At 71.9% G+C, this 11,228-nt stretch carries 10 protein-coding genes and 1 tRNA gene; 6 read left to right on the top strand and 5 right to left on the bottom strand.

The window, feature by feature from the left end:
* Positions 1–30: 30 nt before the first annotated feature.
* Both ACQP2X_RS19855 and ACQP2X_RS19850 read right to left on the bottom strand, forming a co-directional pair.
* Positions 31–103 (bottom strand) — tRNA-Arg (locus tag ACQP2X_RS19855).
* A 35-nt stretch (positions 104–138) separates the two neighbouring features.
* Complete coding sequence (locus ACQP2X_RS19850) at positions 139–2,427, bottom strand: glycosyltransferase family 2 protein (protein WP_498699057.1); 2,289 nt, start codon at positions 2,425–2,427, stop codon at positions 139–141.
* A gap of 109 nt (positions 2,428–2,536) precedes the next feature.
* On the opposite strand from ACQP2X_RS19850, the gene ACQP2X_RS19845 reads away from it, so the two are divergent.
* A complete protein-coding gene (locus ACQP2X_RS19845; RefSeq protein WP_498699055.1) occupies positions 2,537–4,039 on the top strand; it encodes a chitinase in 1,503 nt (500 codons plus the stop codon).
* On the opposite strand, the gene ACQP2X_RS19840 is transcribed toward ACQP2X_RS19845, so the two are convergent.
* Positions 4,034–4,300: a helix-turn-helix domain-containing protein gene (locus ACQP2X_RS19840; RefSeq protein ID WP_498699054.1), complete on the bottom strand. Its 267-nt coding sequence runs from the start codon at positions 4,298–4,300 to the stop codon at positions 4,034–4,036. The genes ACQP2X_RS19845 and ACQP2X_RS19840 overlap by 6 nt on opposite strands.
* Positions 4,301–4,344: 44 nt before the next feature.
* On the opposite strand from ACQP2X_RS19840, the gene map reads away from it, so the two are divergent.
* Entirely contained in the window at positions 4,345–5,142 is a 798-nt protein-coding gene (gene map, locus ACQP2X_RS19835; RefSeq protein ID WP_498699052.1) for a type I methionyl aminopeptidase, read from the top strand.
* On the opposite strand, the gene ACQP2X_RS19830 is transcribed toward map, so the two are convergent.
* Positions 5,122–6,330 (bottom strand): acyl-CoA thioesterase/BAAT N-terminal domain-containing protein, encoded by a 1,209-nt coding sequence (locus ACQP2X_RS19830; protein WP_498699050.1) that lies wholly within the window; start codon positions 6,328–6,330, stop codon positions 5,122–5,124. The genes map and ACQP2X_RS19830 overlap by 21 nt on opposite strands.
* 376 nt (positions 6,331–6,706) lie before the next feature.
* Between ACQP2X_RS19830 and ACQP2X_RS19825 the strand changes: the two genes are divergently transcribed.
* Positions 6,707–7,444 carry an SDR family NAD(P)-dependent oxidoreductase gene (locus tag ACQP2X_RS19825; RefSeq protein ID WP_498699048.1) on the top strand — a complete coding sequence of 246 codons (738 nt, stop codon included), beginning with the start codon at positions 6,707–6,709 and terminating at the stop codon, positions 7,442–7,444.
* A 71-nt stretch (positions 7,445–7,515) separates the two neighbouring features.
* Positions 7,516–8,115, top strand: coding sequence for a mycothiol-dependent nitroreductase Rv2466c family protein (locus ACQP2X_RS19820; protein ID WP_498699046.1), 600 nt, complete (start codon positions 7,516–7,518; stop codon positions 8,113–8,115).
* Here the strand turns inward: ACQP2X_RS19820 and ACQP2X_RS19815 are convergent.
* The gene (locus ACQP2X_RS19815) at positions 8,058–8,984 is read right to left on the bottom strand and encodes a TetR/AcrR family transcriptional regulator C-terminal domain-containing protein (protein WP_498699045.1); all 927 of its coding nucleotides are present in this window, start codon (positions 8,982–8,984) and stop codon (positions 8,058–8,060) included. The two genes, ACQP2X_RS19820 and ACQP2X_RS19815, sit on opposite strands and share 58 nt — an antisense overlap.
* Positions 8,985–9,069: 85 nt before the next feature.
* Here ACQP2X_RS19815 and ACQP2X_RS19810 point away from each other — a divergent pair, with 85 nt between their 5' ends.
* Together ACQP2X_RS19810 and ACQP2X_RS19805 are read left to right on the top strand one after the other, a co-directional pair.
* On the top strand, positions 9,070–9,801 hold the full coding sequence (locus tag ACQP2X_RS19810) for an ABC transporter ATP-binding protein (protein ID WP_498699044.1): 732 nt from the start codon (positions 9,070–9,072) through the stop codon (positions 9,799–9,801).
* Positions 9,798–11,099: an FtsX-like permease family protein gene (locus tag ACQP2X_RS19805; protein WP_498699042.1), complete on the top strand. Its 1,302-nt coding sequence runs from the start codon at positions 9,798–9,800 to the stop codon at positions 11,097–11,099. Before ACQP2X_RS19810 ends, ACQP2X_RS19805 begins: the two co-directional genes overlap by 4 nt.
* Positions 11,100–11,228: the final 129 nt, after the last annotated feature.

Below are 11,228 nucleotides of genomic sequence, written 5' to 3'. Positions count from 1 at the left end.
CGCCACACCTCCCCCGAAGACAGCCAGGGGCGAAGCCGACCGGATTCGAACCGGCGTCCTCCTGCTCGCAGCCAAGGCGCGTCTACCTCTGCGCTACGACTTCGCCGCCGCGGAGCTTACGGGAGGGGTACGACAGTTTCACGACCGGTCCAGCGACCGGTCCGACGACCGCCGGTTGTGCTGGGGCGGCGCCGATGGTGGGGACGCGAGGATGTGGAACGAGCCGGTCGCCTCGGCGTGGTAGCCGCCGGTGGCGGTGGCGGCGGCGCCCCGGTAGAGGACCTCCTGCCATGGGGCCGGGGCCGGCTCGGTGGCCGCGCGGCGGCGACGGCGCACCGTGGTCTTCGCCGGCTTCTCCGGGACGTACAGGTGCTCGACGAAGCCGAGCCACAGGTCGACGATTGTGTTGCGGACGCCCATGAAAGCGACGACGGCGTAGGTCGCGGCCAGCGCGTTGAGGGTCGCGAAGGCCGCGTTGCCCCAGTTCTGCAACTGGTAGTCGCGCCAGATCGTGTAGACCGAGAACGCGATGATGAGCAGCGGCGAGACCGCGAACAGCAGTGACGTCGCGGTGCGGTCGGCCACCTTCGGGGTGCGGGCGAACGGGATCTTCTTGCCGGTCACGGCCTGCTGCAACGATTTCACGACGCCGGCCAGGTTGACCGGGAGCAGGATCAGGTTGAAGCCGTAGACGCGCAGGATGTCGGTGCGCTTGTAGCCGAGGCGTTTGAGGTCGCTCGCCATGGCCAGGAAGTACGGCAGGGCGGCGAGCACGATGAGCGGGCTGAGCAGCTTGCTGTCGAACGGGTAGGCCAGCAGCAGGATCAGGCCGATGCTGCTCCAGCAGGTCGAGGCCATGTAGTTGATCCGGAGCCAGGTCTGCGCGGCGCTGCCGTGCTCGCCGCGCTGGGTGCGCTCGCGGCTGTTGCGCCACAGCTTGGGCAGGATGAGCAGGCCGCCGTTGGCCCAGCGGCGGCGCTGGATGGCCAGCGAGCCGAAGTCGGGCGGGGTGGCGCTGTAGCTGAGCCGCTCGGGATAGTTGATGAGGCGCCAGCCGTGGATGGCCAGGTCCAGACTGGACTCGGTGTCCTCGATGACCGTGCGGTCCTGCACATAGCGGCGGACCTCGTGGCCGCCCTCGTGCTCGACCTCGACGATGTCGTCGAGCGCCCGCTTGCGGATGACCGCGTTGGCGCCGACCCAGAAGGTCGCGTCGTGATAGCTCATCCCCTGGTGGACGATGTGCTGGAGGTCGGTGGTGGCGCCGGCCAGGCGCTCCATGCGGGTGGCCGAGCCGGGGAAGGCCGAGTACGGGGTCTGCGCCACCGCGAGCCGGTGGTTGTCCGGCAGGAAGAACAGGTGGACCAGCCGCAGGCAGTATTCGGGCAGCAGGATCGAGTCGGCGTCGAGGGTCAGGATGAACTCGGAGTCGGGAACGGTCAGGGTCCCGGCCGGCGACGGCACCAGCACCGTGCCCTCGGGGGTCTCGCGCACCTCGTACGCGCGGCCCATCAGCCCGATGTAGCTGTTGAGGTTCATGGCCTTGTTGGCCTCGTGCGACAGCGAGGCGTACCGCTTGCGCTCGAAGGACGAGATCTCGCAGCGGAAGGTCCAGGCGAGGCGCTGGGCGAGCTGGCGCTTGCGGGCGTACGGCACGGATTCGCCCTCGTCGAGCGCGGAGGCGAGGGCGCCGGCGACGCTGTCGAAGTCACGCGCGATGGCGCCGAGCACCTGCTCGGCGAAGAAGCGGTCGACGTGGTCCTCGTCCGGCTCCTCGGCCGCCCGGGCCCGCAGCCACTCGGCGGCCCAGCGGTACTCGCCGATGAGGTCGGCCTCGTCCGGGTCGAGGTGTGCGAAGCGCTCGCGCGGCTCGCGCAGCCACGCGGACAGCTCGCCCGGCAGCGCGCGGGCCGCCTCCAGAGCGGCGACGTGCTCGGCGTTGCGGCTGACGGGCGGATCGTCGAGCAGCAGCACCACCCGCAGGTCCGGATATTCCTGGAGCGCCGCCGAGAGCAGCGTCTTGCGGATGGTCGGAATTTCCTCGCGGTACGAGGGCACGAGCACCGTCATGCCGGGCTGCCGGTCGTCGAACGCCTCGTCGATGACCGCCCGCGGCACCCGGCGGTGGGCCCGGGTGCGGTAGAGCGCGCCCTGCCGGGCCACCAGGTAGAGCAGCGACGACATGGTCAGCAGCGACATGATGGCCACGTAGACCGTCGTCTCCGAGGTGAACCGCATGCCCTGGAAGCCGCGGTCGACGAACTGGGAGATGACCGTGACGACGATGTAGGCGGCCCAGGCGAGCACGGTGACGACGATGCCGAGGCGGCCCATCGTGATGAGGGTGTCGCTCGCCGGCGCCGCCACCGGTGGCAGCGGCTGGGTGCGCCGGTCGGCGCCCCACTGGCGCCTGCGTTTCGCGGGCATGGACGTCTCCCCGGGGTCGGAGGGTGATCGGGTCCTTGGATCGGCCACGATCGGGCCGACCTGAGGGAAAGTTCCTCAAGTACGCCCACGGACCGCCGATGGAACGCACATGTCATCCCCCGACTCGGCCGCGGAACCCCGGCGCCGGCTGTCCGTTCCGCGGATCCTGCTCGTCGTCGTGGTCGTGGCGGCCGCGGTCTCGGCGCCGTTCGCCTTCCGCACGGTCAAGGACCGCCTGGACGCCGGCGCCGCGCAGACGTCGTCGTTCGCGCCGTACGTGGACGTCACCAACACCCCGCAGTTCTCGTTCGAGGACCCGTCGGCCAACGCCGCCGGGAACGTGGTGCTGGGCTTCGTGGTCAGCAGCACCGACGTCGTCTGCCAGCCGAGCTGGGGCACGGCGTACTCGCTGGCCACCGCCTCGACCGGCATCGACCTCGACCGGCGGATCGCCCGGCTGCGCCAGCGCGGCGGCGACGTGACGGCCTCGTTCGGCGGCGCCAGCAACAAGGAGCTGGCGTCGGCCTGCGCCGATCAGGCCAAGCTGACCGCGGCGTACCAGTCGGTGGTGGACCGCTACCACCTCACCTCCATCGACTTCGACCTCGAGGACGGCGGGGAGAGCGCGGCGGTCATGGCCCGCCGGGCCCAGGCCGTACGGACGGTGCAGGCCAAGCAGAACGCGGCCGGCAAGAGCCTCGACGTGTGGCTGACGCTGCCGGTCGGCACGGCCGGGCTCACGAGCGTGGGCGTGGCTTCGCTGAACGCGATGCTGGCGGCGGACGTGTCGGTGGCCGGGGTCAACGCGCTGACCATGAACTACGGCTCGTCGGGCACCGGCAAGACGATGACGGCGCTCGTGGAGGCCTCGCTGACCTCGTTGGCCGGGCAGGTCGCCACGGCGTACGGCGTGAGCGCCGCCGAGGGTTGGCAACGGATCGCGGCCACGCCGATGATCGGCCAGAACGACACCGCCGACGAGCGGTTCCAGCTGTCCGACGCGTCGGCGCTCATCGCGTTCGCGCGGGAGAAGGGCCTGCGGCGGCTGTCGATGTGGTCGGCCAACCGGGACAACAACTGCGGCGTGAACTACGTCGACACGACCATCGTGTCGAACAGCTGCAGCGGTCTCGACCAGGAGCAGGGCGCTTTCACGGCGCTGTTCAACGAGTTCACGGCGGCGCCGTCGGCCGGGCCGTCGAGCGCGGCGAGCGTGGCCGCCCAGCCCACCGACGACCCGTCCACGTCGCCCTACCCGATCTGGAACGCCCTGACGGCGTACGCCAAGAACTCGAAGGTCGTGTGGCACCACAACGTCTACATGGCGAAATGGTGGACGCAGGGCGACACCCCGGACGCCCCGGTGACGAACGCCGCGGACACCCCGTGGACCCTGATCGGCCCGGTGCTGGCCGGCGAGACCCCGATGGCGACCGTCCCGGCCTCGACCACGGCCACCGCGTACGCCACCTGGAACCCCACCGCGACCTACGTCTCCGGCGACCGGGTGCAGTATCACGGCGTCGTCTATCAGGCGAAGTGGTGGACGCTCGGCGACGTCCCGGGCGCACAGGTCAGCGACCCGTCCGACACACCGTGGCAGACGCTATGAGGCGCGCTCGACATACATTCCGGCGCGCCAGGCGTCGGCCAGAGTGTCGAGGGGGACGCCGAGGACTTCGCTGAGGCGCACGATGGTGCCGAAGGCGGGGGCGGGCAGGCGGCCCACCTCGATCTTGCGGAGGGTCTCGGGTGACATGCCGGCGGCGACGGCGACGTCGACGAGGCTGCGGCCGTCGCGCGACTGCCGGAGGGCGATGCCAAGGCGCTGGCCGGCCGCGATCTGTTCGGCGGTGTGCGGTTGGCGAACCATTCCGTCACTATAACCCCCGAAAAGCACCGTGGTATAACTATACCGTGATCGAGTTGAAGTCTTCCGCCGAGATCGAGCGCATGCATGTCACCGGCCGCTTCGTGGGCGAGGTGCTGGCCGAGGTCAGCGCCGCCGCCGCGGTCGGCGTCAACCTGCTCGACCTCGAACAGCACGCCCGCCGGCTCATCAAGGAGCGCGGCGCCGAGTCGTCGTACTGGGACTACGCGCCGTCGTTCGGCAAGGGCCCGTTCCGCAACGTGCTGTGCCTGTCGGTGAACGACGCCGTCCTGCACGGCCTGCCGCACGACTACGTGCTGCGCGACGGCGACCTGCTCAGCCTCGACATGGCGGTCGCCATCGACGGCTGGACGGCCGACTCGGCGTACTCGGTCGTCGTCGGCACCCCGGCCGAGCAGGACCTGCGCCTCATCGAGGCGACACAGGTCGCCCTCGAGGCCGGCATCGCGGCCACCCAGCCCGGCGGGCGCCTGGGTGACATCTCGGCCGCGATCGGCGCGGTGGCCAAGCAGTACGGTTTCCGGGTCAACACCGAGTTCGGCGGGCACGGCATCGGCCGCACGATGCACGAGAGCCCGCACATCCCGAACGACGGCCGGGCCGGCCGGGGCATGAAGCTCACGCCGGGCCTCACCATCGCCATCGAGCCGTGGTTCCTGGTCAGCACCGACAAGATCCGGTTCGACGAGGACGGCTGGACGATCCGCTCGTCCGACGGCTCCCGCACGGCACACTCCGAGCACACCGTCGCCGTCACCGAGACCGGCCCGGTCGTGCTGACCCGCCGCCCGGGCGAGAAGCCGTCAGGACAGAAAGCTCAGTAGCTTGGGCCAGGCGTCCAGGCGGCCCAGCGCGTCGGCCTCCTGGCTGCCGCCGACGCGCGGCCCGGGCGCGGTCGGCTGGTTCGGCACCGGATCGCCGACGTAGTGCCCGGCGCCCGGTTCGGTGACCTCGGTGTACGGCCGGTCGCCGCGCCGGGCCCCGATGGCGCCGGAGAAGACACAGCTGGGCCAGAGCCGGTCGTCGTCGCCGCAGAGCAGGAAGACCCTGCCGCGGATCCGCTCGACCGGGATGACCGCGGCCGGGGTCCGCGGCGGGGTGGCGAAGCCGGCCTCGGAGACCTCGATGGACGGGATCGGCTCACCGCGCAGGGTCCAGGCGGGCTGAGAGGTGTCCGGCAGGCCGGGGTAGACCACGCTGCTGGGCGAACCGGCGACGACGCCGTGCACGAGGTCCGGATAGTTCACGCCGAGCAGCAGGGCGGCCTCCGAGCCACGGGAGACGCCGTAGACGTAGAGCCTCGTGGGGTCGACGCCGGGCTGCCGGGCCAGCCAGCGCAGGGCCGTGGCGAAGTATTCCAGGGGGATGCGCTCGAGGTTCGCGGGCCGCCCGGGCACGCCGAAATAGCCGATGCCGAGGGCCGGGACGCCCTTCGCGGCCAGCGCGCGGGCGCTGCTGACGCCGCCGCCGGCGCCGCCCTCGGAGCCGCCGAAGGCGAGCACGGCGGGCCGCTTGGCGGTGACACCGGGCGGCGCGTAGAAGGTGCCGGTGAAGTCTTTCGAGACGTCCCGCGCCGTGACTCCGGGAGCGCCGGTCAGCCGGAGCACCTCGCCGCTCGCGACCCGGTCACCGTCCACTGTGGCGGTCAGGCGCACCGTCGTACCGGCCGGGGGTGGGCTCAGGAAGGTCTTGCCCTCGCTCGTCATGGACCAGAGCAGCCCGGTGTCGTGCGTTCCCGTGTACGACCCGGACACCGGCGCCTGGCGGGCCGGATCGACCGTGCCGTCCCCGTCCGACTCGAACGTGGCCGTGGACGTCCACGGCGCGCCGGTCTTGTCCTCGGCGGCCGCCCGGACGACGACCTTGTGGTGCGGCGGAAGGCCGGTGATGGTCACACCCAGGGGCGCGTCGAAAAGCGCGGCGCCGGCGGCGATGTGGAACGCGGCCGCGGGGCCGCTCACGCAGCCGGAGAGCAGAACAGTTGCTGTCGCAAGAACGATCACCCGGCGCATGACGACGATGCTAATCGATCGTTCAGCTCCAGGTCGCGAGCAGGTCGAGGGCGTGGCTTGACGGCGACGACGGCGTGGCCAGGAAGACGATGAGCATCTGGTCGGGGTCGCCGGGGAACGCCCTTTCACCCGCCGGCCCGCGAGCTCCACCTCGGGGCGCAGCGCCGCGCGCCGGCCCCGCAGGAACTCGCTCAGCTCCTCGTTGTGCGCCATGCACCCATGGTGCCCCTCCCCCGGCCGGTCGCGGCGCCGTTGGGTGGCCCTCAGCGGGCCAGTCTCACGGCTCCGGGCGGCCGGCCGGCGTGAATCCATTGAGCCATGGAAAAACACCGAGAACTGGCTCATCACCGGCGCCACCTCCGGATTCGGGCGCCTCGTGGCGCAACGTGCCCTGGACCGCGGCGCCCACGTCATCGCCGTGGGGCGCCGCGGCGACCTGCTGGCCGGGCTCACCGGCCGGGTCACCCCGATCACGCTCGACATCACCGCGCCCGGGGCCGAGGAGACGCTGCGGGACGCCGTCGAGGCCGCCGGTGGGCTCGACGTGCTCGTCAACAACGCCGGGTACGGGGTGTTCGGCGCGGTCGAGCAGATCAGCGGGGCCGAGGCCCGCGCGCTGTTCGACACCAACGTGCTGGCCAACCTGGCCGTGCTGCGGGCGGCGCTGCCGGCCCTGCGCGCCTCGCGGGGTCGCGTCGTGCAGCTGTCGTCGATGAACGGGCAGATCGCGTGGGCGTCCTCCGGGCTCTACTCGGCGTCGAAGGCCGCCGTCGAGCTCTTCAGCGAGGCGCTGGCGGCGGAGGTCGCCCCGGCCGGGGTCAGGGTCACGCTGGTCGAGCCGGGCTTGTTCGCCACCGGGTTCGCCGGTTCCGTGCACGCCGTGGCGCCCGACGAGACGTACGCGCCGACTGTGGGAAAGTTCCTCTCCGACTTCTCCCAGCTGCCGCCGTCCGCCTTCGGTGACCCCGCGCGGGTGGCCGACGCCATCGTCGCGGTGACCCAGATGCCCGAGCCCCCGTTGCGCCTGGCCGTGGGCGAGGACGCGATCGCGGGCATCCGCGCCTCGCTGCACGCGCGGCTGGCCGAGCTGGAGCGCATTGGCCTAAACGATTGAGGCCGCTTTGGCCCTCCGGCCGGATCCCGGTGGATCTAGCCTGAGGGCCGAACCACAACCGAGGAGCCATCATGACCCGGGTCGACTTCTACTTCGACGCCGCCTGCCCGTTCGCCTGGATCACCTCGCGGTGGATCCACGAGGTCTCGTCGCTGCGCGAGCTCGACGTCCGTTGGAAGCCGATGAGCCTGTACGTCCTCAACGAGGGGCGCGACCTGCCGGACTGGTACCGCGACCTGGTCGACCGGTCGCTCGGCACGGCCCGCGTCGTCACAGCGGCGGCCGAGGAGCACGGCTACGAGGTGCTGCGCGACCTCTACACCGCGCTCGGCACCCGGATCCACAACCAGGACAACAAAGACTTCGGTGTCGTGGTGCCCGAGGCGCTGGCCGAGGTGGGCCTGCCCGCCTCGCTGGCCGCGGCGGCCGGCGACGACCGCTACGACGAGGCGCTGCGCAAGAGCCACCACGAGGGCATGGACCCGGTCGGCGAGGACGTGGGCACACCGACCATCCACATCGACGGGGTCGCGTTCTTCGGCCCCGTCCTCAACCGGATCCCCCGGGGCGAGGAGGCCGCACAGATCTTCGACGGGGCGCGGGCGCTGGCCAACTACCCCGGCTTCTTCGAGCTCAAGCGGACCCGTACCGGCGGGCTGTCCTTCGACTGAGACACGGCCTCCAGGCCGTCGAGGAGACGCTGGAGGCCGTACTCCAGCAGCACGTCGAGGTTGAAGTCGTGGCCGCCCTCGGTGATGTAGCGGGCCATCAGGGGCAGCTTCCCGGTGCCCAGCACGGCGGCGAACCGCTCGCCCTGTGCGGCCAGCCACTGCTCGTCGGTCATGCCGGTCTCCTGCTCGGCCTGCGCCTCCTCCTCGAGGTTGACCGCCGTGCCGCGAACGTAGTTGGCCAGCATCACCGCGGCCTTGAACTGGGCGTCCGGGTCGAAGCCGCACGCCTCGAAGGCCCGCATCGTCCACTCGGTGTGCGCCATCGCGTGCGGGGCCAGCAGGGGCCGGGTGAACGAGACGGCCTGGGCCAGCCAGGGATGGTCGCGGTACATCCGCCACTGGAGGCGGGCCAGCGCCTCGGCGCAGGCGCGCCAGCCGTCGGCGGCCGGGTCGAGATCCGGCGGCGGATAGGCGGCCATCACCCGGTCCATCATGAGCAGGACCAGGTTCTCCTTGTCCTCCACGTAGCGGTAGAGCGACATCGTGGGGATGCCCAGGTCGCTGGCGAGGCGGCGCATGGAGACCGCGCCCAGGCCCTCGGCGTCGCCGATGGCGATGGCGGCCTCGACCACCTGGCCGGTGTCCGGCAGGGTGGCGAGGCCGCCGGGCACGATGGTGCCGAGGCCGGGCCTGGTCTCGACCAGGCCGGTGTCACGCAGGTGGGCGATGGCCCGGGTCGCGGTGGCCATGGCCACGCCGTGGGTGGCCATGATCTGCCGGGTCGAGGGCACGGCCGCGCCCGGCGGCAGAGCCCCGCTTCTTATCTGAGCCGCGATGGAGGCGGCGATCCGCTGGTACTGGGGTTCCACCACCACATGGTGGAGTTAGCACTACCGACACGGCAACTAGTGCGCTCGTACGGTGTACTCATCCGATCACGGGAGGGGCACCACCATGAATGACGCGGTCCGTGTGGAATCGCTGTACAAGACATACGACAACGGGGTGACCGCCCTCGACGGCATCACCGCGGGCTTCGCCTCGGGGACGTTCACCGCGGTCATGGGGCCGTCCGGATCCGGCAAGAGCACGCTGTTGCAGTGCGCGGCCGGGCTCGACGAGCCGACCGCGGGGCGGGTCTTCATCGGGGGCACCGAGCTGACGGCCACCAAGGACACCGCCCGCACCAAGTTCCGGCGCAGCCGGGTCGGTTTCGTCTTCCAGGACTACAACCTGCTGCCGTCGCTGACGGTCGAGCAGAACGTGCTGCTTCCGCTGCGCCTGGCCGGGAGGTCCTCGAAAGACCCCCGGGCCGTCCTCGGCCGTCTGGGGCTCGGCGACCGCGCCCACGAACTGCCCGAGCGGCTCTCCGGCGGTCAGCGCCAGCGGGTCGCGGTGGCCCGGGCGCTCGTCACCGAGCCGGCGGTCATCTTCGCCGACGAGCCGACCGGGGCCCTCGACATGCGCAGCGCCCGCGAGGTTCTGGCGCTGCTGCGGGCGGTGGTGCACGAGTTCGGCCGTACGGTCGTGATGGTCACCCACGACCCGGTGGCGGCCGCGCACGCCGACTCGGTGCTGTTCCTGGCCGACGGCCGGCTGGCCGGGTCGCTGGCCCGGCCCACCGCCGACGCCGTGGCCGAGCGCCTCGCCCACCTAGGCGACCTCACCGCCCGGGTCGCGGCATGATCGCCATCGCGCTGCGGAACCTCCGGCACCGGCCGGGCGGCTTCATCGCCACCTTCGTGTCGGCCTTCCTCGGCGCCACCCTCCTCATGGCGTTCGCGTCCCTCATGGACACCGGGGACACCGAGTCGCTGACCACGACGGCCACGGTCGGCGGCGGCTGGTGCCTCGTCATCGTGGCCTTCGCGGTCACGTCGACCCTCTCGCTGTCGGTGCGGCAGCGGGCCGACCAGGTGGCCCTGCTGCGCTCGGCCGGCGCGACCCGGCCCCAACTGCGCCGGATGATCGTCGGGGAGGCGGCGGCGATCGCCTTGCTCGCCTCGGCGGCCGCCGTGCCGGCCGGATGGGTGCTCGGCCGGGTGCTGCTGTCCCTGCTCAAGGACACGGGTCAGGTGGAGGCATCGGTCGGCTACCAGTTCGGCGCGATCGCCCTGGGCACGGGCTTCGGCGTGACGCTGCTGGGCGCGGTGGCCGCGGCGTGGGCGACCGCCAGGCGTACGGCCGGAAAAGCCGGCGGCAAGCCGGAAAGGCCGCGCCTGCGCCGCATCGGAGCGGTGCTGTTCCTGCTGGCGGGGGCGAACTGCTCAGTGCTGACGGCCACGGTGATGGACGGCAAGGGCGTCGACGCGATGCAGACGGCCGGTCAGGCCGGCATCTGGGCCGCGATCGGCCTGGCCCTGCTGGCGCCCGAGCTGCTGCGGATGGTCACGGCCGTCGTCGGCCCGATCGTGCGGAGTCTGGGCGGCGTGGCCGGGCAGCTCGCGGTGAGCGGAGTGCACTCGAGGTCGCGACAGCTGGCCGGCGCGGTGATGCCGGTGGTGCTGTTCACGGGTGTGGCCACGGGAACCGTCTACATGCAGGGCATCGAGGACCGGGCGGCCGAAGGCCAGATCCAGCCCGAGTACGCCCAGGACATCCAGACGCTGAACTACGTGGTGGTCGGCATGATCGCCCTGTTCGTGGCGGTGATGCTGGTGAACACGCTCATCGCGGCCACGGCCCGGCGCCGGCGGGAGTTCGCCCAGCACCGCCTGGCCGGCGCGACCCGCGGCCAGGTGCTGGCGATGGTCTCGCTCGAGGTGGTCCTGGTGACGATCACCGGGGTGCTTGGGGGTTCGGCGGCGGCGCTGTTCACGATCGTCCCGTTCGGCTCGGCCCGGGCCGGGCGGCTCTGGCCGGAGGCGAGCCCCTGGCAGTACGGCGTCATCGTGGCCCTCGCGGTGCTCCTGACGGCCGCCGCGACGGTCCAGACGACACGGCGGACACTGCGGGGGCCGGCCACCGCGGCGATCCGGGCCTGACCCATCCCCGACTCGTGCCCGGCGGCGACCCCCCTTCGCCGCCGGGCACGGCATTGCCCGGCAGCGGCTCCCCTCAAGCCGGCCCCGCTCAAGCGGGCCCCGCTCAAGCCCGCCCCGCTCAAGCAAAAA

The organism is Actinoplanes sp. CA-131856 (assembly GCF_050956135.1).
GTDB lineage: Bacteria > Actinomycetota > Actinomycetes > Mycobacteriales > Micromonosporaceae > Actinoplanes.
The sequence above is the reverse complement of the archived record's forward strand: the minus strand, read 5'-3'. Positions and strand labels throughout refer to the sequence as shown.